General features: G+C 67.6%; 16 protein-coding genes and 3 tRNA genes. 8 read left to right on the top strand and 11 right to left on the bottom strand.

Annotated elements, in window-relative coordinates:
* Positions 1-80: 80 nt before the first annotated feature.
* Together NP4_RS34640 and NP4_RS34645 are read left to right on the top strand one after the other, a co-directional pair.
* Positions 81-1,088 carry a LacI family DNA-binding transcriptional regulator gene (locus tag NP4_RS34640; RefSeq protein WP_068006927.1) on the top strand — a complete coding sequence of 336 codons (1,008 nt, stop codon included), beginning with the start codon at positions 81-83 and terminating at the stop codon, positions 1,086-1,088.
* An 18-nt stretch (positions 1,089-1,106) separates the two neighbouring features.
* Positions 1,107-2,273 (top strand): pyridoxal phosphate-dependent aminotransferase, encoded by a 1,167-nt coding sequence (locus NP4_RS34645; RefSeq protein ID WP_068007012.1) that lies wholly within the window; start codon positions 1,107-1,109, stop codon positions 2,271-2,273.
* Here the strand turns inward: NP4_RS34645 and NP4_RS34650 are convergent.
* From NP4_RS34650 to NP4_RS34660, 3 genes are all read right to left on the bottom strand, one after another.
* The gene (locus tag NP4_RS34650; protein ID WP_068006930.1) at positions 2,267-3,355 is read right to left on the bottom strand and encodes a 3-deoxy-7-phosphoheptulonate synthase; all 1,089 of its coding nucleotides are present in this window, start codon (positions 3,353-3,355) and stop codon (positions 2,267-2,269) included. The two genes, NP4_RS34645 and NP4_RS34650, sit on opposite strands and share 7 nt — an antisense overlap.
* 204 nt (positions 3,356-3,559) lie before the next feature.
* Positions 3,560-4,033 carry a carboxymuconolactone decarboxylase family protein gene (locus NP4_RS34655; RefSeq protein WP_068006934.1) on the bottom strand — a complete coding sequence of 158 codons (474 nt, stop codon included), beginning with the start codon at positions 4,031-4,033 and terminating at the stop codon, positions 3,560-3,562.
* Positions 4,034-4,133: 100 nt separating this feature from the next.
* Positions 4,134-5,018: an oxidoreductase gene (locus tag NP4_RS34660; protein WP_068006939.1), complete on the bottom strand. Its 885-nt coding sequence runs from the start codon at positions 5,016-5,018 to the stop codon at positions 4,134-4,136.
* Between the two features lie 34 nt (positions 5,019-5,052).
* Here NP4_RS34660 and NP4_RS34665 point away from each other — a divergent pair, with 34 nt between their 5' ends.
* Both NP4_RS34665 and NP4_RS34670 read left to right on the top strand, forming a co-directional pair.
* The gene (locus NP4_RS34665) at positions 5,053-5,271 is read left to right on the top strand and encodes a DUF5993 family protein (protein WP_068006944.1); all 219 of its coding nucleotides are present in this window, start codon (positions 5,053-5,055) and stop codon (positions 5,269-5,271) included.
* Positions 5,265-5,867 carry a disulfide bond formation protein B gene (locus NP4_RS34670; protein ID WP_068006948.1) on the top strand — a complete coding sequence of 201 codons (603 nt, stop codon included), beginning with the start codon at positions 5,265-5,267 and terminating at the stop codon, positions 5,865-5,867. The genes NP4_RS34665 and NP4_RS34670 overlap by 7 nt, the downstream gene beginning before the upstream one ends.
* Positions 5,868-5,883: 16 nt before the next feature.
* Here NP4_RS34670 and NP4_RS34675 read toward each other — a convergent pair whose 3' ends face one another.
* A complete protein-coding gene (locus NP4_RS34675) occupies positions 5,884-9,354 on the bottom strand; it encodes a non-ribosomal peptide synthetase (protein ID WP_068006951.1) in 3,471 nt (1,156 codons plus the stop codon).
* 117 nt (positions 9,355-9,471) lie between these two features.
* Between NP4_RS34675 and NP4_RS34680 the strand changes: the two genes are divergently transcribed.
* On the top strand, positions 9,472-11,091 hold the full coding sequence (locus NP4_RS34680) for a (2,3-dihydroxybenzoyl)adenylate synthase (RefSeq protein ID WP_068006954.1): 1,620 nt from the start codon (positions 9,472-9,474) through the stop codon (positions 11,089-11,091).
* 43 nt (positions 11,092-11,134) lie between these two features.
* Here NP4_RS34680 and NP4_RS34685 read toward each other — a convergent pair whose 3' ends face one another.
* Entirely contained in the window at positions 11,135-12,484 is a 1,350-nt protein-coding gene (locus NP4_RS34685) for a salicylate synthase (RefSeq protein WP_373863887.1), read from the bottom strand.
* Positions 12,485-12,649: 165 nt separating this feature from the next.
* On the opposite strand from NP4_RS34685, the gene NP4_RS34690 reads away from it, so the two are divergent.
* Positions 12,650-15,025 (top strand): glycerol-3-phosphate 1-O-acyltransferase, encoded by a 2,376-nt coding sequence (locus NP4_RS34690; RefSeq protein ID WP_082876489.1) that lies wholly within the window; start codon positions 12,650-12,652, stop codon positions 15,023-15,025.
* Entirely contained in the window at positions 15,026-16,498 is a 1,473-nt protein-coding gene (locus NP4_RS34695) for an HAD-IB family hydrolase (RefSeq protein ID WP_082876482.1), read from the top strand. It begins immediately after the preceding gene.
* A 3-nt stretch (positions 16,499-16,501) separates the two neighbouring features.
* Here the strand turns inward: NP4_RS34695 and NP4_RS34700 are convergent, their stop codons facing one another.
* A complete protein-coding gene (locus NP4_RS34700; RefSeq protein WP_068007026.1) occupies positions 16,502-17,203 on the bottom strand; it encodes a polyprenol monophosphomannose synthase in 702 nt (233 codons plus the stop codon).
* Positions 17,204-17,323: 120 nt separating this feature from the next.
* Complete coding sequence (locus NP4_RS41835) at positions 17,324-17,500, bottom strand: hypothetical protein (RefSeq protein WP_169813847.1); 177 nt, start codon at positions 17,498-17,500, stop codon at positions 17,324-17,326.
* A gap of 469 nt (positions 17,501-17,969) precedes the next feature.
* Here NP4_RS41835 and NP4_RS34705 point away from each other — a divergent pair, with 469 nt between their 5' ends.
* Positions 17,970-18,662, top strand: coding sequence for a hypothetical protein (locus tag NP4_RS34705; RefSeq protein ID WP_211335976.1), 693 nt, complete (start codon positions 17,970-17,972; stop codon positions 18,660-18,662).
* 711 nt (positions 18,663-19,373) lie between these two features.
* On the opposite strand, the gene NP4_RS34710 is transcribed toward NP4_RS34705, so the two are convergent.
* The 4 genes from NP4_RS34710 to NP4_RS34725 form a co-directional block, all read right to left on the bottom strand.
* Positions 19,374-19,447 (bottom strand) — tRNA-Phe (locus tag NP4_RS34710).
* 34 nt (positions 19,448-19,481) lie between these two features.
* Positions 19,482-19,555: transfer RNA gene (locus tag NP4_RS34715), tRNA-Asp, on the bottom strand.
* A 29-nt stretch (positions 19,556-19,584) separates the two neighbouring features.
* A tRNA-Glu gene (locus NP4_RS34720) sits at positions 19,585-19,657 on the bottom strand.
* Between the two features lie 103 nt (positions 19,658-19,760).
* Positions 19,761-20,420, bottom strand: coding sequence for a TetR family transcriptional regulator (locus NP4_RS34725; protein WP_068006957.1), 660 nt, complete (start codon positions 20,418-20,420; stop codon positions 19,761-19,763).
* Positions 20,421-21,411 lie beyond the last annotated feature (991 nt).

Below are 21,411 nucleotides of genomic sequence, written 5' to 3' on the forward strand. Positions count from 1 at the left end.
GCCTTTTGGGCGAAACCGGGCGCTTCGGCAACAATGATGAGGAATCGTTTTCTCAGCGGGGTAGGTAAAGGCGGTGGTGAATGGCGGTGACGATCCGCGACGTCGCGGCACTGGCCGGGGTGTCGCCCGCCACGGTGTCCAGGGTGCTGAACGCCGATCCCCGGGTCGCCGCGGATCTGGGCGAGCGGGTGCGCGATGCGGTCGCCAAGCTCGGGTATCGACCCAACAGCGCGGCCCGGTCGCTGCGCACCCGGGCCACCAAGGTGCTCGGCCTGATCATCGCCGATATTCAGAATCCGTTCTTCACCGCTCTGGCCCGCGGCGTCGAGGATGCCGCCAACGAGCGGGATTACTCTGTGGTGCTTGCCAATTCGGACGAGAGCCTGGACAAGGAGCAGCGCTACCTCGAGGTGGCGGCGGCCGAGCGGATGGCGGGGGTGGTGCTCGCACCGTCCTCGACCAGCGCCAGCCGCATCGATATCCTCACCGAGCGCGGGATTCCGGTGGTGGCCATCGACCGGCGGCTGCGCTGGGCCGAGATCGACAGCGTGACGGTCAATAATCAAAAGGCCGCCAAGGAGGTGGTGGACCATCTCATCGCCGCGGGCGCGCGACGCGTCGCCATGATCACCGGACCCTCCGACGCCTCGACCGCGACCAGTCGACTGGCCGGGTACCGGGCCGCGCTGCGCGAGGCCGGACTCCCGCTCGATCCGGCGCTGCAGGTGCGCGGCGACTATCGGGCCGACAGCGGACGCGCGGCCACCCAGGCCCTGCTCGACCTGCCCGAACGCCCCGACGGCCTGTTCGTGGCCAATAATCTGATGATGGTCGGCGCGCTGGACGCGCTCGCCCGCGCCCGGGTCCGCTTCCCCGAGGATGTGCTGCTGGCCGGTTTCGACGAGATGAGCTGGGCGGGTTTCGCTCCCCCTATCACCCTGGTCGAACAGCCCAGCTACGACATCGGCCGCCGCGCCGCGGAACTGCTGCTCCGCCGTATCGCGGGCGAACAATTCCCGCCGCAGCGCATCGTGCTGTCCGCCCGCCTGCGCATCCGCTCCAGCACCGATCACACCGCCGTGGCCTGAGCGGACTACCTTGTGATCATGCAGCAGATCCCGACCGTCAGCCGACTCCGCCCGTTCGCGTCGACGATCTTCGCCGAGATGACCGAACTGGCCATCCGCCACGGCGCGATCAATCTCGGTCAGGGCTTTCCGGACACCGACGGTCCGGCCGGAATGCTGACGGTCGCGCGGCAGGCCATCGCCGACGGCTTCAATCAGTACCCGCCCGGACGCGGCGTCCCGACGCTGCGCAAGGCGATCGCGGCGGACCGGCTGCGCCGCTACGGCGTGCAGTACGACCCGGACAGTCAGGTGCTGGTGACCGTCGGCGCCACCGAGGCGATCGCCGCGAGCATTCTCGGTCTGGTCGAACCGGGCGAGGAGGTGGCGCTGATCGAGCCGTACTACGACTCCTACGCCGCCGCGGTCGCACTGGCCGGGGCCACCCGCCGCACCGCGCGGCTGGTGCCCGACGGCGACGGCTTCGCCCTGGATCTGGACTCGCTGCGCGCGGCCATCGGACCGAAAACCCGCATGCTGCTGCTGAATTCGCCGCACAACCCGACGGGTGCGGTGCTCGGCCGCGCCGATCTCACGGCCATCGCCGAACTCGCGATCGAACACGATCTGATCGTGGTCGCCGACGAGGTGTACGAACATCTCACCTTCGACGGGCACGAGCACATCAGCATCGCCACCCTGCCCGGCATGTTCGAGCGGACGGTGGTGATCTCCAGCGCGGCAAAGACATTCAGCGTCACCGGCTGGAAGATCGGCTGGGCCTGCGGTCCCGCGCCGCTCATCGATGGCGTGCTCGCGGCCAAGCAGTTCCTGACCTTCGTGGGCGGCGGCCCGTTCCAGCCCGCGGTCGCCCATGCGCTCGAACACGAGCAGGAGTGGGTGGCCGCACTGCGGGACAGCCTGTCCGACAAGCGCGTTCGCCTCTCCAAGGCCCTCGCCGACGCCGGGTTCGGGGTGAAGCGCAGCGACGGAACGTATTTCGTCACCGCGGATATCTCCGGGCTCTCCGGCGCCGACGCGCTGTCGTTCTGCCGCGAACTACCCGAACGCCTGGGCGTGGTGGCCGTGCCGATCAGCGTATTCGCCGACGACAAGGCCACCTGGAATCGCCTGGTGCGCTTCGCGTTCTGCAAACAGGGCCAGACCCTCGACGAGGCCGTCCGGCGCCTGCACGCCCCTCACTGACGACGACGCCGCACCGCATCGGCGAGGCGATCCAGCTGGGCGGAGGTGGTCTCCCAGTTCAGGCAGGCATCGGTGATGGACTGGCCGTAGGTCAGGTCCTCGGCCCGGCCCAGGGTCAGGTCCTGGCGACCGGCGATCAGGAAACTCTCCATCATCACACCCGCCAGGCCCGGCTCACCGGCGGCGAGCCGCTCGGCGATATCGGTGACCACATCGACCTGCCTGTTGTGGTCCTTGTTGCTGTTGCCGTGGCTGGCATCGATCACCACGCGCTGGGCCAGCCCCGCCTTCTCGAGGCGTAGCCGGGCCTCGGCGACCGAGGCGGCGTCGTAGTTGGTGCCATTACTGCCGCCGCGCAGAATCACATGGCAGTCCGGATTTCCGGTAGTGCGGATCAGCGCCGAGCGACCGTCGAGATCGGTGCCCGGGAAGACGTGGCTGGCCGCGGCCGCGCGCACACCGTCGACGGCCACCTGCACATCCCCGTCGGTACCGTTCTTGATGCCGACCGGCATGGACAGCGCGCTCGACAGCTGCCGATGCACCTGACTGGCCGCGGTCCGCGCGCCGATCGCCCCGTAGGACACCATGTCCGCGATGTACTGCGGAGTGATCGGATCGAGGAATTCGCAGGCCACCGGCAGACCGAGTGCGGAGATTTCGACCAGCAGCCGCCGGCCCAGTCGCAGCCCGGTGTTGACGTCGAAGGAACCGTCCAGATGTGGATCGTTGATCAGGCCCTTCCACCCGAGGGTGGTGCGCGGCTTCTCGAAGTACACGCGCATCACCACGTGCAGCCGATCGGAGACCTGCTCGGCCTTGGCGGCCAGGCGGCGGGCGTAGTCGATCGCGGCGTCGGGATCGTGCACCGAACAGGGGCCGACGATCACCATCAGGCGGTCGTCGACGCCGTTGAGCACGTCGACGGTGGCCTTGCGTCCCGCGCGGACGATATCGGCGAGCCGGTCGTCGGTCGGGTATGCGCGGCGCACATCGGCAGGCGACAGCAGCGGCGAGACGCTGATCGTGCGCTGATCATCCAGATCCGCGGTATTGGCCTCGATATCGGCTGCGGTTGTCATCGTGGGTTCCTTTTCTCAGGCCGACCCACGGAGAGGAGATTCTCGACGAGCCGGTCTGTGTCATCCGGCTCGGGGTGGTGGAAGGTCAGCGCGGCTCGCCGACCGGCCCACCCAGGGCCGGCTCGGTAAACCAGAAATACGCGCGCTGCACGAAAGGGACTGTACCAGGCGGTCACGCGGAAAGGTGACCGCCCATCTCGCACATCAGGAAAACATGCCGGGCTCGTAGGACCCCGCGGGCGTCCGCGCGATGACATTGAGGCGGTTGTAGGCGTTGATCAACGCCACCAATGAGATCAGCGCGCCGATCTGCTCGTCGTCGTAGTGCTTGCGCACCTGATCCCAGGTCTCGTCGCTGACGCCGCGGTGCGCGTCGGCGAGCCGGGTGCCCTCCTCTGCCAGCGCGAGCGCCGCCCGCTCGGCCTCGGTGAAGACGGTCGCCTCACGCCAGACGGCGACCAGATTCAACCGCACCGCGGTCTCACCCTCGGCGGTCGCGTCCTTGGTGTGCATATCGGTGCAGAAGCCGCAGCCGTTGATCTGGCTGGCGCGGATCTTCACCAGTTCCTGGGTGGCCTTGGGCAACGTCGAGTTGTCGATCGCCAGACCCGCGTTGCCGATCCGCTTGAAGAACTTGGTGACGACGTCGTTCGCGAAGAGGTTGACCCGTGCTTCCATGACCGGACTCCTTACTCGTGTCCGCCGCGTTCGCGGCGGCCTGTATCAAGTGGACGGAGCGCGGACCTGGAGTGTGACAATGCCTCGACGGTGAGCCGGATCACCTACGGGCGAACGGATAGGCGACCTTGGTCAGCTGTTCGGACAGCTCCCACAGGCGACGCGCGGTGACCTCGTCGCGAGAGGCGGCAGAGGAGCGGCAGCGCGCGGGATGTCCGCGCAGACCGCGCCACCCGGTGGGGCCGTAATACCCGCCCGGTTCGACCTCGGGCGCCGTGGCCGCGTAAAGGCTTCCCAGCGCGCCCATTTCGGCGCTCTGGGCCAGGACCCGGTTGCCCAGCGCCATGATCGAGTCGAGGAACGATTCGGTATGCGACTGCAGTTCGGTCGCGGCGTAGCCGGGATGGGATGCGACCGACAGCTTCGCCGATCCGCTGGCGCTCAACCGGCGCTGCAGTTCGTAGGCGAACATCAGATCGGCCAGTTTGGCCTGCCCGTAGGCCTGCCAGCGCTCGTAGCGGCGGCGCTCCCAGTTCAGGTCGGCGAGATCGATCTTGCCGATCACGTGGGCGCCGCTGCCGACCGTGACGATCCGATCGGAAATCTTGTCCAGCAGCAGCCCGGTCAGCGCGAAATGGCCGAGATAATTTGTGCCGAACTGCATTTCGAAGCCGTCGGCGGTACGGCTCAGCGGCACCGCCATCACGCCGGCATTGTTGATCAGCACGTCGGCCCGCTCGACCGAATCGGCGAATTCGTGGATCGAGGCCAGATCGGCCAGATCGAGCCGCCGCACCAGCGCGCCCTCGCCGATGGAATTGGCGACCGTTCGCGCCTTGATCTCGTCCCGGCACGCCATGATCACCCGGCCGCCCGCGGCGACCAGCGCCCGCGTCGTCGCCGCGCCGAGGCCGCTGTTGGCGCCGGTGACGATGAAGGTGCGACCGCGCTGATCAGGGATATCGGATGTGTCCCAACCGCTCACGCTCTCGAGTCTAGAGGGGTGCGGGGGTCACGGCGTGTCCCATTCCGAATCCGGGATCATCGGCGCGGCCGACGGTACTTTCCGGGCCATGGACACGATCATCTTCGCGGGTCTGCTCGTGGTAGTGGTCGGACTGTATCGTCGGCGATCCCGGCGCTGGGTCCTGGCCGGATGGTGGCTCGTGCTCGTCCTGACGCTGATCCTGCTGCGCCACCACATCACCAGCGGGCTCGGACTGGGGCTGACATGGTGAGGGGGCGGCTGGGGCAGCTGCAGTATCGGCTCGCGATCGTTTTCGTCGTCGGCTGGACCGGTGTGGTGTGCGGCGGCCTGGGCACCCAGTTCGTCGCCTGGGACTATCCGTGCCCGCTGTGCATGGTGCAGCGGGTGTTCATGCTGTTGGCCGCCCTCGGCGGCGCCTATATCGTGCGCAAGGCCATGACCGGCGTGGTGGCCGCCGAGGATTACGCCACCGGCTGGGGGCTGGCCATAGTCGCCTGTGTCGCAGGCGGTTTCACCTCCTGGCGTCAGACCATGCTGCATATCCTGCCCGGCGATCCGGGTTACGGCGATCCGGTCCTCGGCCTGCACCTCTACGTCTGGGCCCTGATCCTGTTCATCGCCGCCATCGCCACCATAGGCGTGGTGACGATCTTCGCCGAGGAAACCGCCACCGACGCCATTCCCACCCGCCCGCACCGCCTCATCGGCACAGCGGCGATCGCCTTCCTCGCGGTGGTGATCGGAATCAACCTGGTCGCGGTGTTTCTCGAGGAAGGGTTCCACTGGTTCCTGCCGGATGATCCTCGGCGGTACGAGTTCTTCTATGACGTGGGTATTTTGCGGTGAGTCCCGGAGGGCCCGGTCAGGCTTGGGCGAGGACTTCCTCGTCGGTCATGGCGGCGACTTCCAGGTAGAGCTTGGCGACCGTGGGCAGGCGGGTCGGGTCGGACTCGTGGGCCGAGAGGCGTTGGGCCAGGCCGGTTATGGTGCGGGTGGCGAACAGGTCGGAGACTACCGCGCGGGGTGCGTCGAGCCATTCCCGGACTCGGGCTATGACGGTGGTGGCCAGGACGGAGTCGCCGCCGAGGGCGAAGAAATCGTCGTGGACGCCGACGCGGTCGACGCCCAAAACCGCGGCGACGATATCCACCAGGGCGGCCTCGAGGTCGTCTCGCGGCGAATTGTCCTGGGCCGCGGCGGCTCCCGCGCGCAGCCGGTTCAGCACCGCGCGTCGGTCCAGTTTTCCATTGGGGGTCAATGGCATCGGGTCGAGGATCTCCACGCGGGTGGGCACCATGTAGCCGGGCAGCAGCTCCGCGACCACGGCCAGCACCTCCTCGACCGAGCTCACCGTACCGGCAACGGCCGCAACGAGTTTCGGTGCATGACCATCGAGCACCTCGGCCACCGCGTGCCGGACCCCCGGCGCGCGCCGCAGCGCCCGCTCCACCTCGCCGAGTTCGACGCGATAGCCGCGGATCTGCACCTGATGATCGGCACGGCCGAGGAATTCGATAATGCCGTCGGGCCGGTAGCGGGCCATATCACCGGTCCGATACCAGCGCAGCCCGTCGTAGTCGACGAAACGCTGCGCGGTCCGCTCCGGATCATTGCGATAACCCGCGGCCACATTCGCACCGCCGACCCAGAGTTCACCCGGCACCCAGTCGGGACAGTCGCGCCCGGCGGGCGAGACGATCCGGCAGCGCACATTGCGCAGCGGCACGCCGAACGGGATCGAGGTCCAATCCTCGGGCGGATCGGTCACCTCGCAGATCGTATTGTGAATCGAGGTCTCGGTGGCCCCGCCCAATCCGGAGAATCGGCAGCCGGGCGCCTGCCGCGCCAACCGCCGCGCGAGCTCCGCCCCGACCCAGTCGCCGCCGAGCGTCACCGCGCGCAGCGAATCCCCGAGCCGATCGCCGCCGATCTCCAGAATCATGTCGAGCATGCTCGGCACGCAGTTGAGGATCGAAACCCTATGCCGCCGTAGCAATTCCACCCAGGTGGTAGCCTCGGCGCGCTGTCGCGCGTCCACTGCGACCAGCGAGCCGCCGACGGAGAACATGCCGAAGACGTCGTACACCGAGGCGTCGAACTCCAGCGCCGACAGCGCCAGCACCCGATCGGATCCGCCGACCGAGAACCACTCGTTGACCGCATCGATGGTGTTCATCGCGCCGCTGTGCGGCACGTCCACACCCTTGGGCGCACCGGTCGACCCGGAGGTGAAGATGACGTAGGCGATCTGCGCGGTATCCGGAAACACCGGCTTCGCCAACGGATTCGAATATTCGCGCGCCCGATCCAACGCCAGACACGGCAGCCCCGGATCACCCATATCCGCGCCCGCGACGGTCAAGGCCGCGGAAACGCCTGCGGTACGCAGGATCTCGGTTCGTCGCGCCACCGGCTGATCGAATCCGATGGGCACGTAGGCCGCGCCCGCGGCCAGCACGCCGAGTACGGCCACGATCTGATCGCGCCCCTTGGGCAGCTGCACCGCCACCGCGTCACCCGGTCGCACCCCGCCGCCGCGCAGCGCCCCCGCCACGGCCAGCGCCTGCCGCGCCAATTCGCCGTAGCTCCAACGACCTTCGTCGCCCTCGAGCCCCCACACCACCGCGGTGTCATCGGGCGCGACGGCCGCATGTTCGAAGAGGCCCTGATGCAGACAGCGCCCGCTGACCGGCCCGTCGGTGGCATTGACCGCCGCGCGGACCGCCGCCTGCTCGATCGGCAGCCGCACCGCCGCCTCGGCCTCCCAGCCGGCCTCCTCGGCCAGCCGCGAGATCGCCGCAGTGTAGCAGGCGAACATGGCGTCGATCATGCCGTCCGGGAAGGCGTCCCGGCGCACGTCCCAGTTGAGCAGCAGTCCGCCGCGCACCTCGGTGACCTGCGCGTCGAGCAGCACCTGCGGGCCCTGCGAGATGATCCAGACCGGCTCGCCGAAGGTTTCGGTGACCCGGTCGGCGAACAGCTCGCCGAGATTGAGCGCACTGGTGTAGACCACCGGTGCGAGCACCGGCTCGCCGCGGAACCGGCTCAGATCACGCAGCACCTCCAGCCCCGCGTAACCGGCGTGCGCACCGCTGTCGTGCATACCGCGCTGCATTGCCCTGGCCCGCTCGGTGACGGTGACATTGTCGGTGACATCGACCTCCAACATGATCGAGGAGGTGAAATCGCCGATGACGCGGTCGATCTCCGGATGCACCGGTTCGCGGTGGAACAGCGGCACATTCAGCAGGAAGCGCGGCTGGGCCGACCAACCTCCGATGGTCTCGGCGAAAACCGCGGCCAGGGCCATCGCCGGCGTCACGCCGCGCCGATGGGCCGCCGCGAGCAGGCGCTGTTTGGCCTCGGGCGCGAGCCAGTGGTTGTAGCGCACGGTGCGATGCGGTTCGGCGCGACGACCGACCGGCACGGTCGGAAGTTCCGGTGCGCCGGGCAGTTCCGGCAGTCGCTGCTGCCACCACTGCCGATCGCGTTCACGCACAATCGGATCCGCCTGCCGCTCGGTGAGATAGCGGCGGAAGCTGTAGCTCGGCTCGGGCAGTCGGGCGCCGTGATAGAGCTCGGCGAGGTCAGCGGTGAGTACGCGGTAGCTCATGGCGTCCCCGGCCAGCATGTCGACATCCAGATGCAGTCGGCTGCGATCGTCGTCGAGCAGCGTGAGGGTGATATCGAGGACCTGCCCGTCCTCGAGGGCCAGGCGCTGATGGGTCTTGGTGTCGCGCAGGCGTTCCAGGGTTTCCTCCACGTCCCGCTCGTCGCGGCCGCGCAGATCGACGACCGAGAACACCGGGCGGCCCGGATTCGGCAGCGTCTGCTGGGTCCCGTCGGGCAGCACGCGGGTGCGGAGCATGGGGTGCAGGGCGATCAGTTCGCCGACAGCACGCTCCAGGCGGACGGGATCGATTGCGCCGCCGTCGAATTCGACATACAGATGCGCGGCGACGCCGCCGAGTTCCTGTTCGTCGGAGCGGCCGACCCAGTACGCGTGCTGCATACCGGCCAGCGGGAACGGATCTCCGGCGGCCGGATCGGCCGGTGCGATCGGAACCTCGGGTTCGGTCCGTTCGCCGAGATCACCGCCGAGCAGTTCGAGCCAGGCGTCGACGGTCGGGGCGGCCGCCAGCTGCGCGAAGTTCACATCGATCCCGCGTTTGCGCCAGCCGCCCGCCAGCTTCATGGTGCGGATCGAGTCCAGGCCGAGCTGAATGAGGTCGTCGCCGCCCGCGATATCGGCGGCGTCGATGCCGAGTTGCGCGGCGATCGCGGCGCGGATCTCGGCGCTATCGATAACCCCCCGGTGCTGCCCTGACTCCATATGCGCTGTCACTCCTTGTTCCGGCCGATCGGCCATAGCGTAACGCAATGAGATAGGGTTGCCTAACCTAGCTTAGGTGACCCTGATAACTGCCCTGCGATCGTGAGGTCCGCGCCCGTGACATCGACATCCACCGCCACGTCGGACCATCGCGACGGATTCGTGCCGTTCCCCTCGGAATTCGCCGAGCGCTATCGCGCCGACGGATATTGGACCGGCGTGACACTGGGCGAACTGCTGCGCACGGCGGCGCGGACCTGGCCGCAGCGGCCCGCCGTCCACACCGAGACCGGTGCGCGCAGTTACGCCGAACTCGACGCCGCGGCCGATCGGGTGGCCCGCGGATTCGGCGCGCACGGTATCGTGCCCGGCGATCGCGTTCTGGTGCAGCTGCCCAATGTGGCCGAATTCGTCCCGCTGCTGTTCGGACTGCTGCGCGCCGGGGCCATTCCGGTACTCGCGCTGCCCGCCCATCGACGGGCCGAGATCGAGCATCTGGCCGAATTGTCCGGCGCGGTGGCCTATCTCATCGCCGACGAGGTGGGCGGGTTCGACTATCGCGAGCTGGCCGCCGGTGTGCTCGAGCGAGTGGAATCGGTGCGGCGGGTGTTCGTACTGGGCGATCCGGGCGAGTTCATCGACGTGAATTCGGTTGTCCGCGAGGAGGGTCCGCTGCCGCGGGTCGATGCGAGCGATATCGCGCTGATGCTGGTCTCCGGCGGTACGACCGGACTCCCCAAGCTGATCGCCCGCACCCACGACGATTACGCCTATAACGCCCGAACCAGCGCCGAGGTGTGCGAACTGGGCCCCGAGGACGTCTACCTGGCCACACTGCCCGCGGCGCACAATTTCCCGCTGGCCTGCCCCGGCATCCTCGGCACGGTCGCCACGGGCGGTTCGATCGCGCTGATCGACGATCCGAGTCCGGAGAGCGCCTTCGCGGCCGTCGAGCGCTTCGGCGTGACCGTGACCGCCATGGTGCCGCCGCTGGCCCAATTGTGGAGTGCGGCAACCGAATGGGAGCAGGCCGATCTGTCCTCGCTGCGCCTGGTCCAGGTCGGCGGGGCGAAACTGGCCGAGGTGAATGCCCGCGAGGTGGAGCCCGCCCTGGGCGCGCGGCTGCAGCAGGTGTTCGGCATGGCCGAGGGACTGCTCAACTACACTCGCCTCGACGATTCCGACGATCTGGCGTGCGGCACCCAGGGCCGCCCGCTCTCCCCCGCCGACGAGATCCGCGTGGTGGACCAGGACGGCAACGACGTGGCCCCCGGCGACGAGGGCGAACTCCTGACCCGCGGCCCGTACACCATCCGCGGCTATTACCGAGCGCCGGAACACAATTCCCGCGCCTTCACCCCCGACGGCTACTACCGCAGCGGCGACCTGGTCCGCCGCCTACCCTCCGGCCACCTGATCGTCTCCGGCCGCATCAAGGACGTCATCAACCGAGGCGGCGAGAACATCTCCTGCGACGAACTGGAAGAACACCTCCTCGCCCATCCCGCGGTCCGCCACGCCGCCGCCGTGGGCCTCCCCGACCCGGCCCTGGGCGAAAAGGTCTGCGCCGCCCTGGTGGTCACCGACACCATGCCCACCCTCCCCGACCTGAAAGCCTTCCTGACCGCCCGCGGCCTGGCCACCTACAAACTCCCCGACACCCTCCGCCAGGTAGATCACCTCCCCCTCACCGCCGTAGGCAAGATCGACAAGAAGTCATTGCGCGCCCAGCTGTGAGTGCCCAGGGAAATAAAGAAGGCCGCGGCGCTCCCCTTTCCTCCTAAGCCTCCACTACGTAAGGCGCGATACTCGAAAGCTTTTCGCAGGTCTCCTCGAACTCGCGGTCCGGGCGGGATTGCGCGACGATCCCCGCGCCCGCGCGGAGCCAGGCGCCCTCGGTGGTCTGGTAGACCGCGCGCAGAACGAGGGTGGCCTCGAGGGAGCCGGTGGGAGAGATCGTCACCACCGCACCGGAATACAGGCCCCGGGGATCGTGGTCGAGGCGGAAGACGGCGTCGACTCCGGCGGATTTGGGGATGCCGGAGGCGGTGACCGAAGGGAACAGGGTTTCCACCGCATCCCAGGGGCTGTGGGCGGGGGCGAGGCGGCCGCGGACGGTGGAGGCGAGGTGTTGGACGCTGCCGCGTTCGCGGACGGCCATGAAATCCGAGACGGCGGTGGTGCCGGGCTCGGCGACGGCGGCGATCTCGGCGAAGGAGGTCTGCACCGAGATGGCGTGCTCGACGATCTCCTTGGGATCGCCGATCAGTTCGGTGCGCGCGGCCCGATCGACCTCGAGACCGCGGCCGAAAGCCCTTGTGCCCGCGAGCGGTTCGGTGGTCACCACCCTGTTCTCATCGACCGCGACCACGAGCTCCGGACTGAACCCCGCGGCCTCCAGCCCGCCCAACCGCAGCAGGAACGACCGCGCGGGCGTGTTGTGCGCCCGGCCGAGTCGATAGGTGGACGGCACATCGACCACATACGGCAGATCGACCTTCCGCGACAGGATCACCTTCTGATACCGCCCACCGCGAATCTCGTCCACGGCACCGGCCACCCGATCGCGATACGCCGTGGGATCGATGGCGATATCGGCCGGACGCGACCGCGGCAGCGCGACGCCCTGCGCGGCCGCGATGATCTCGTGGATCTCCCCGGCCTCCGCCAGCGCCGCCCCGGTGATTCGCACACCGGTCGCGCCGATCCGAACCTCGAGCCGCGGAATCATCAGATGGGCCAGCGGCGTTCGCGCGGCCAGATGTTCGGTCGCCCCCAGCGCCCAGGCACAGAACTCGAATCCGATCCAGCCGTAGACATGCCGTCCGCCCAGCTCCAGCCCGGCCAGCGCCCGATCGATCACGCGCGCGGGACTGCCCTCCCACGGCGTGGCGGTGACCTCGCCCGCCCAGTCGACCCGGAGCTCATGGGCGTCCAGCTCGACACTGCCGATCGGATCGGCCGCGAACACCCATTCCCCCGGACGTTCGTACATCACGTATTCGCCGAACCGATCGGCCGCGGCGAGGGCGGAAACCGCTGCGACAGGATCGATTCCGCATGCCGCGGTGAATGTCGCCCCCGGAATATCCCCACACTCGATTCGCACGCGCTCCGTGGTCGACACAATTCCTCCAAGGTTATGCTTACCTAAGCTTGGAAAGTAAGGCTAGCATTACCTCGGTTGGCTGCGGGTGTGCGGACGAGCACATCATGATCAATAGAGACGAAATACATCGAGGCGGTGGGCAAGCGCGCTTCAATGGTGAAGCGTCACCTGATGGAGGGCCCCGCCATGATCGAGCACCGCGCCGACGTCCCGAGCGCGACCACACCGAATTCCGCGCCGCGTTCGGCCGTCGCACTGGTGGACGCCTCCTCCTCGGTGGAACGCGAGTTGATCGGCGGCTGGCTCGCCGAGGGCGGGATCGCCGCCGAATTCGGCATCGACGCACCGGTCACCCAGCTCGATCTGGATCCGGCCGCGGTGGCCGAACGGCTGGTGGGCCGCCACGACGATCCGCTGGTCGTCCCCGTCCGCGTGCTGTGGCTGCCGCCGGAGCGAGACGGCGTGCGCCGCACCACTTTCACCGATCTGGTGAGCCTGAGCAATCCCCGCAAACCACACCGGTTGATGCAGCGCCGACTGGTCGCCAAATCCCCGGACCGCCACCTCGTCCTCACCGGTCAGCCCGCCCGGCTCAGCGAGTTGCGCGCCAACAATCCGGGCGTCGCCTCGAGCGCGGAACCGTTCGCGCGCGCCATTGTTCGCGCGGGCATCGTCGCCCTCGAGCGCGCCGAACGGTCGGTCATCGGCGACCGCTACAAGGTCCCCCGGCTGGTCGTCGAGGAGATCCTCGACTCCCCCGAATTCCTGCGCCGCCTCGACGCCATCGCCGCGCATATCGGCGTCGATCCGAGCGAGGTGTACCGGCGCGCGGAGAAGTCGCTGCGGGAATTGGTTGCGGCCCAGAGCCGTCTGGTGTCGGACCTGTTCACCCAGGCCATGCGCCCGGTGCACGCCTCGGCGTGGAAGGTCGACTTCGAACCGTCCGGCCTGGCCGGGCTGCGCCGTCTCAATCGCCGCTACCCGCTGGTCTTCCTGCCCTCGCACCGCTCCTACGTGGACGCCTTCGTCCTCGGAGACGTTCTGGGCCGCAACGATTTTCCACCCAATCATGTGATCGGCGGCGCGAATCTGAGTTTCTGGCCGATGGGTCCGATCGCGCGGCGGACCGGAACGGTATTCATTCGCCGCAGTTTCGGCGACGACGAGGTGTACAAGGCCGTCGTGGAGGAATACTTCGCATATCTACTGGCCAAACGTTTCAATATGGAGTGGTATTTCGAGGGCGGCCGCACTCGAACCGGAAAACTGCGTCCGCCGCGCTACGGCCTGCTCAACTACCTCGCCGCCGCGCTGCGCGCCCGACGCGTGGACGATGTGATGCTGGTGCCCGTCTCGATCACCTACGAACGCCTCAACGAACTCGGCGCGATCGCCACCGAGCAGGTCGGCGGCGTGAAGAAGGCCGAGGGCCTCACCTGGCTGGCCAGATATATTCGCAATCAACAGCATTCGGCCGGACACGTCTACGTGCGCTTCGGCGAGCCACTGTCGGCGCGGGGTCGCCTGGCCGCACACGGCGATCCGCTGGTCCCGGATACCGGTCCCGCCCAGCCGCTTCCGGACGAGGTCCGCGAGCAGGAGCGAAAGGCCGTGCAACGCTTGGCCTTCGAGGTGGCCGTCGGCATCAACGCCATCACCCCGATCACCGTCAACGCCCTGGTCACCCTGGCTCTGCTCGGCGTGCACGAACGCGCACTCACCCTGGGCGAGGTGCGTGCGGTGGTTCTGCCCGTGCTCGGCTATATCGAACGTCGCGGCCTGCCCAGCGGCGAACTCGCCGCGCTGCGCACCGATCACGGCGTCGCGGTCGTGCTCGAACAGCTCTCGCTCGCGAAGGTCGTGACGGTGTATCGCGGTGGGCTGGAAGCGGTTTACGCCATCGAACCGGGGGCGCATCTCGAGGCCGCGTTCTATCGCAACAGCGCCGTGCACTGGTTCGTCAATCGCGCCATCCTCGAACTGGCCGTACTCACCGCGGTCGAGGCGCCGGAGGGTAAGCAGCTCGACGCCGGCTGGGAGGCCGCCTACCGGCTGCGCGATCTGCTGAAGTTCGAATTCTTCTTCCCCGAGCGCGCCGAATTCGCCGCGCAGATCTCGCGGGAGATGCTGCTGGTGGATCCCGAGTGGCACAACCACACCGGCGACGGGACCGTCGGCGCGGACATTCTGGCCCGGCTCGCCGATACCGGATTCATCATGGCCCATCGCGTACTTCGATCGTTCTTCGACGCGCAGCTGGTGGTGGCCGAGCGGCTGGCCGCCCGCGCGGTCGACGAGCCGCTGGACCGCAAACAGTTCCTCGACGAATGTCTGGCCGTCGGCCGCCAGATGCAGTTGCAGCAGCGCCTGCACAGCCCGGAATCGGTTTCGTCCGAATTGTTCTCCACCGCACTGAAACTCGCCGACAATCACGGCCTGCTCGATCCCGAGGGCGTCGATCCGGCCGCGCGCCGCCGGGCCTTCGCCGACGAACTGCGGACCATCGGCGCCCGCATCTCGCGGGCCGCCACGCTTGATCCGTCCAACCGGGTGGAGGTGTAGATGAGCACGGCCGGGGAGCTGAGCGTCGACGCGGCGGTGCGGGCGATCCGCTCGGGACCGCGGGGCCCGCGGGTGGGCGCGATCTTCGACTTCGGCGGCACGGTCGTGCACGGCTTCACCCTGCCCTCGGGCCCGGGACGGCTGCTGCGTCGCCGCGGCGCGCGCGGCGCACTGGCCGAGGGCCTGCTCACCAGCATTCGGGGCGCGCGGGGCGAGGGCGAATACGAGCGCTTCCTGCAGCGCACCATGCACACCTGGGCCGGACATTCGGAATCCGAACTCACCGAACTCGGCGAGAACCTGTTCCGCCGAACGATTTACGGTCACCTGTATCCGGAGGCCTGGCGGCTGATCCGCGCCCACGAGGCGGCCGGGCACACGATCGTGCTGGCCACCTGCCTGACCCGCTTCCAGGTACTGCCCGCCGCCGCGGAACTGGGTATCGAGCACGTCCTCTACACCGCCATGGCGACCGAGGACGGCATCCTCACCGGCCACGTGGATGGAAAACCGCTGTGGCGCAATGGGAAAGCCGATGCGGTCCGCCGTTTCGCGCTGGCCCGCGACATCGATCTCACCGAGAGCTACGCCTACGCCGATTCCGCCCCCGATCTGCCGCTACTGGAACTGGCGGGCCACCCCACTGCGGTCAATCCCGCACCGCGCACCGCGATGGAGGCCACCGAACGCGGCTGGCCGGTGTTGAGCTTCCGGCCGCGCCGGGCCGCTGGTATCGGCGATATCGCCCGCACCGCAGCGGGTTTCACCGGATTGCTCGGCGGCGCGGTGGTCGGGGCGCTGGCCAAATCGGGCACCCGCGATCAGCGGCGCATGGCCGATTCCATGATCGGCGTCGCGGCCGAGGCCACCCTGCGCACGACCGGTGTGCGGATCCGGATCACCGGCGCGCGGCACGCTCGACAGCCCCGCCCGGCGGTATTCGTCTTCAATCATCAGAGCCAGTTCGACATGGTGGTCCTGGCCGAGGTGCTGGGCTCGGGCTTTACCGGCATCGTGAAGCAGGAGGTCACGAGCAACCCGATCTTCGGGCCGCTGCTGCGCTTCGCCGGGGCGACGTTCATCGACCGCTCCGATACCGCCGGGGCGAAGGCCGCGCTCGCGCCGGTCGTGGATACGCTGCGCGGCGGCCTGTCGCTGGTCATCGCGCCCGAGGGCACGCGATCACTCACGCCGCGGGTGGGTCGGTTCAAGAAGGGCGCCTTCCACATCGCGATCCAGGCGGGCGTGCCGGTCATCCCGATCGTGATCCGCAATGCGGGCGAAATCGCCTGGCGCAATTCGGCGGTCGTGCGCAAGGGCGTCGTCGATGTGGCGGTGCTGGCGCCGATCGATGTGAGCGGCTGGGATCCGCAGGAAATGGACGACGAGGTCGAGCGGGTGCGGCAGCTGTTCGTCGAGACCCTGCTGGATTGGCCCGCACCCGATGCGGATGCCGCGCTCAGTACGCGGTGAGGTTCAGACCTGCTTGCCGAACAGCAGCTTCCACGGCATGAGCGCCGATTCCAGCTGTACGCGCAGGCTCATCTTGGATGCGCCCTTGGTTCGCTCCTCGAAGCGGATCGGCACCTCGGCGATCGAGATCCCCTTCTTGATGGTCCGGTAGTTCATCTCGACCTGGAAGGAGTAGCCGTTGCTGCGAATGGAGGCCACGTCGATCGCGCGCAGGGTGTCGGCCTTCCAGGCTTTGAAGCCCGCGGTGGCGTCCCTGACGCCCAGGCGCAGGATGAGGTTGACGTAGAAGTTGGCCCAGGCCGACAGCGCCTTGCGGTACCACTTCCATTCCTCGGCGGTCGATCCGCCCGGGACGTAGCGGGATCCGAGCACCACGCCCGCGCCGGAGGTCTCGAGCTTGTCGAGCATGGCCGGAATGACCTCGGCCGGATGGGACAGATCGGCGTCCATCTGGATGACGACATCGGCGCCCTCGTCCAGGGCCCGGGTGATGCCCGCGATGTAGGCGCGACCGAGGCCGTCCTTCTCGGTGCGGTGCAGGACGCCCACCGCATTGGGAAGTTCGGCGCTGAGTTTGTCGGCGACCTCGCCGGTGCCGTCCGGGGAGTTGTCGTCGACGACCAGCACGTGCAGGTCGGCGACCGGCAGCGCGGTCAGCCGCTCCACCGCCACCGGCAGGTTTTCCCGCTCGTTGTAGGTCGGCACCACCACGGTTACCTTCACAAGTCACCCTCCGGTCGAATGCACGCTCAGTCCTGCTGAACACAGACCGTAGCGGATGCGCCTGGGTAATTGCTGAGCTGGTCCGACTCGGGCGTCCCCGCTTCAGGACTCGTCGCGGGCATCCTGGCGAGCATTGCGCTCGCGCACGATATCGAGCGCCCGCTCCGCGGTGGCCCGATCCGGATAAGGCCCCATCCGCTCCGCAAACCAATGCTGTTTCCCCTGCTCAGCCCGGTGATGCTTGAGACAGTAGTACCAATCGCCATCCGAATCACCCATGTGACCAGCATTGCACCGCCCACTGATCTTGTCAGCGACTCGCACCGAGTCATCCCCATCACCCAGCTCGCGCCCACCCGCCCCGCAACCCGATCCACCCCCGATCACCCCCGCCCCACGCACACCCACCGTCCCCGCAACACAACTCGGGTCCGCCGTCTCCGGCACCACAACTCGAGTCCGCCGTCCCCGGCACTACGACACGCACCACCGTTCCCGCAACACAACTCGGGTCCGCCGTCTCCGGCACCACAACTCGAGTCCGCCGTCCCCGGCACTACGACACGCACCACCGTTCCCGCAACACAACTCGGGTCCGCCGTCTCCGGCACCACAACTCGAGTCCGCCGTCCCCGGCACTACGACACGCACCACCGTCCCCGTACCACGACTCGCGCCCATCGTCCCCGTACCACGACTCGCGCCCATCGTCCCCGCGCCACGAAGTGGTCGGGGAGATACTGCTCGCGTGACCGGCTCCGAGGACGAGGCGACCGATGATCAGGTGCCCGCGTGGGCCCGTCGTACGACGGGTGAGTCTCGGCTGGCGGCGACGGCGGCTGTGGTCGGGATCATCGTGTTGCAAGTGGTGCTGCCGGAACAGTTCTCGCCCCAGCCGTGGTGGCTGCTGCCGGTTCTGGAGTCGTTGCTGCTGATCGTTCTGTTCATCGGCAATCCGGTGCGGATCGACCGTGAGGAGCGCTGGCTGCGGATGGCCAGTTTGGCCCTGACCACCGTGCTCGGCATCGCCACGGGTTGGTCGGTCTGCCGCTTGGTGCTAGCTCTGATCGACGGCCGCGTCGGCGACAATCCGGCGGTCCTGCTCGGCTCCGGCGGCGCGATCTGGCTGACCAATGTGATCACCTTCGCGCTCTGGTACTGGGAGTACGACCGAGGCGGCCCCGCCGCCCGGGCCCATGCCCGAAAACCGTTCCCCGACTTCATGTTCGTCCAGATGCAGAACCCCGAACTGACCGATCCCACCTGGGAACCGGAGTTCGCCGACTACCTGTACCTGTCCTTCACCAACGCCACCGCCTTCAGTCCCACCGATGTCCTCCCCATGTCCCGCCCGGCCAAATCCACGATGATGCTGGAGGCCGCCATCTCGGTGACCACGATGTCATTGGTGATAGCCCGCGCGGTGAACGTCCTGCGCTGAGGCTTTCACAACGAGCCGTGCAGATCCACGATAGGACAAGCGTTTTCGATTCGCCCGCATCGATCGCAATCGGCTATCGAAATGACAAGGATCACCCCCGCCCGAGCAACGACCCGGGATGAACCGCCAAGCACCCCGACCGAAGCCCGTCCTCGAATGGCGGCAACAGGCAACGGAATGGCGGCAGTAGGGCAGCAATCCCGAACGCAAGCAACAGAGATTCCACGCGAGAAGGATTGGCAATCCTCATCCGAGCCCCCAAGCAATCCCCACCCCACAACGATTGACAATCGTCACTCAAAAAAGAACTGGCAATCGTCGTGCGCCCCCCGCCGCAATCTCCGCGCTAGCAACGAACCGACCGACTTCCCCACCCCACCCCAGATATCAAACAGCAAAACCCCTACCCCACCCCCACTTTCACCCCCCACGGAAGAAGACACCCCATAGGAAATTGCATCGAGAAAACCCATGACACGTCCACAACCCACCCCCGAGAACGCAGAGCGAAGCTCCCATCCAGAAATGCCACCCCCGGCACGCAACCCCCACCAAGGACACACCCCAGCCCCAAACCCTTTGAAGCGCGGCTGAAATGAAAGGGGGTCCAGGGGGCGAAGCCCCCTGGTCTGGGGGCGTGGGGGGCGAGCCCCCCACATATCACCCTCGAACACGGCAAAGGCCCCCTTTGCGCAAGGGGGCCTGAGAGGGTGGCCAAGGCCGGGATCGAACCGGCGACCTTCCGCTTTTCAGGCGGACGCTCGTACCAACTGAGCTACCTGGCCGGAGGCACCCGAACCGAATGCCAAGCACAACTTGCGACCCTGACGGGACTCGAACCCGCGACCTCCGCCGTGACAGGGCGGCGCGCTAACCAACTGCGCCACAGGGCCTTGCTCTGCTCTCAACGGTGTTGCCACCGTACCCCCTACGGGATTCGAACCCGCGCTACCGCCTTGAAAGGGCGGCGTCCTAGGCCGCTAGACGAAGGGGGCCCGCCGGATCTCTCCGGTCCGTTTCTCAACGGCTTCCGTTGGGAGCTCGCATAGCTTATGACAGCGCGAACGGGATTCCCAAATCGGCTGGTCAGGGGCCCAACTAGACCCCCAGGTCCTCCATCCGGGCGGTCACTCGCCAACCGTCGCGGCGGAACTCGTCGAGCCACTCCGGGGTCGTCATCGATTCCATGACGACCTCGAGCGCCTCGGTGAAGCGGGTCCGCAGATCCACTCCGACGCCCATCAGATCGACGATGTAGCGCTGGCCCGCCAGGGCGGCGGTGAGGGTGCGGGTGAACCGATCCGGGTCCGAGTCCGAGCGCAGCTGCTTCTGTTCGACCGCCCGTACGGCCAGCATGCGCGTGGCCCGGCCGAGGATGCGTCCGCCCCCGGCCTGTACGTCGCGATAGAACTCCGGCTCGATGATCAGCCGGAACTCCGCCTGGATGATGATGTCGTTCTCCAGCCGCAACGCGACCTCGTCGACCATCCCGTGCAGTACGTCCATCGGTCCGATATCGGTACGGGCGAGCCACCTTTCGGTGGTCGCGCGGTAACGCTCGACGGCGGCGTCCAGCACCGCCCGAGCCAGATCCTCCTTCGAGTCGAAGTGGAAGTACATCGCCCCCTTGGTGGCCCGTGAGCCCTCCAATATCCGGTTCAGCGATGCCGCGGCATAGCCGCTCTTTCCGAATTCAACGGCGGCGGACCTGATGATCGCCGCACGTGTCCGGCGGGCCCGCTCTTGCTGCCGTGCCATGCTCGAAACGCCTCCGAAGCTACTTGCCGCCGGTAGACCGCCATGGGGAACAGTCCTCGACGCGAAGTTATGTGATTTTCAATTACTTCAACTCGGGCTACTGCCCTGTTTTCAAACTTTTGGTACGAAAAATGGCGAGAAACCTGAAGCACACCAGGTGGTATAGTTCTCGACGCCCGGGTGCGCTGCAGGGGGTGCGCACCCGGGCTTTTTCTTCGTCTCGGATCTGCCTCCTGCGAAGCGGTCTCCAGGGCATCGCGAACAGCCGGACCGGTCGCGACACGTTCGGGCACATCAACCATAAGCCGAATCCCGTCTCACCGAGGCACTCTCGATTCCGTCGGAATTCACCAAGCGGTCACCGTACCTCGAATCCGCGCCCCACGTGTGGCGTACCGGCAAGTCAGTTCGCTGGATTGTCTTTCGTCCCTTATGGCAAATAACCCGCAACCGGATGGGCGATTGGCGCGATTCGCGAATTCCGTGGCGTCCCACCGACGTTCACCACCCCGCGAACTCCGGCCGGCGAGCCCACCGCCCACCGCCTCCACCCACCCCGTCACCCGTCGTCCCCCGGGCCCATCCTGCGACACTGCCAACCTCCGCGTACCAATTGCGTTGCCACGCACCACGATTGAAAGATATTTACATATTTCTGCCGTGAAACAAATTGGGAACCAATGCGATTGCCCGCGACTTTGCGGGGAACCATCTCCGTTCCTTACCGCCCCTGCCATCGAAACCCGTATCGCCGAACCACCCGCCCGCGTATCACCCACACCGTCATTACGCGTGTCGCCCCGACGAAAGGCGTGTCGGGGCAGGAGCAGTGGAGGGTGGCGGAGCCAGAGCAGCGGAGGGTGTCGGAGCCAGAGCAGTGGAGGGTGGCGGGGCCAGAGCGGTGAGCGCGTCGGGGCCAGAGCCGGAGACCGAACGCTCCGAGACCGGAAGCGCCGCGCCCGGACCGAGTTGGATGTGCGAGGCCGTCAGG

The organism is Nocardia pseudobrasiliensis NBRC 108224 (assembly GCF_001613105.1).
GTDB lineage: Bacteria > Actinomycetota > Actinomycetes > Mycobacteriales > Mycobacteriaceae > Nocardia > Nocardia pseudobrasiliensis.

Bases quoted from the DNA above. Each gene is read 5' to 3' on its own strand.
- NP4_RS34695 (WP_082876482.1), top strand. From the start codon at position 15,026: ATGAGCACGGCCGGGGAGCTGAGCGTCGACGCGGCGGTGCGGGCGATC.
- NP4_RS34675 (WP_068006951.1), bottom strand. From the start codon at position 9,354: ATGGAGTCAGGGCAGCACCGGGGGGTTATCGATAGCGCCGAGATCCGC.
- NP4_RS34655 (WP_068006934.1), bottom strand. From the start codon at position 4,033: ATGGAAGCACGGGTCAACCTCTTCGCGAACGACGTCGTCACCAAGTTC.
- NP4_RS34725 (WP_068006957.1), bottom strand. From the start codon at position 20,420: ATGGCACGGCAGCAAGAGCGGGCCCGCCGGACACGTGCGGCGATCATC.
- NP4_RS34650 (WP_068006930.1), bottom strand. From the start codon at position 3,355: ATGACAACCGCAGCCGATATCGAGGCCAATACCGCGGATCTGGATGAT.
- NP4_RS34645 (WP_068007012.1), top strand. From the start codon at position 1,107: ATGCAGCAGATCCCGACCGTCAGCCGACTCCGCCCGTTCGCGTCGACG.
- NP4_RS34670 (WP_068006948.1), top strand. From the start codon at position 5,265: ATGGTGAGGGGGCGGCTGGGGCAGCTGCAGTATCGGCTCGCGATCGTT.
- NP4_RS34640 (WP_068006927.1), top strand. From the start codon at position 81: ATGGCGGTGACGATCCGCGACGTCGCGGCACTGGCCGGGGTGTCGCCC.
- NP4_RS41835 (WP_169813847.1), bottom strand. From the start codon at position 17,500: ATGGGTGATTCGGATGGCGATTGGTACTACTGTCTCAAGCATCACCGG.
- NP4_RS34690 (WP_082876489.1), top strand. From the start codon at position 12,650: ATGATCGAGCACCGCGCCGACGTCCCGAGCGCGACCACACCGAATTCC.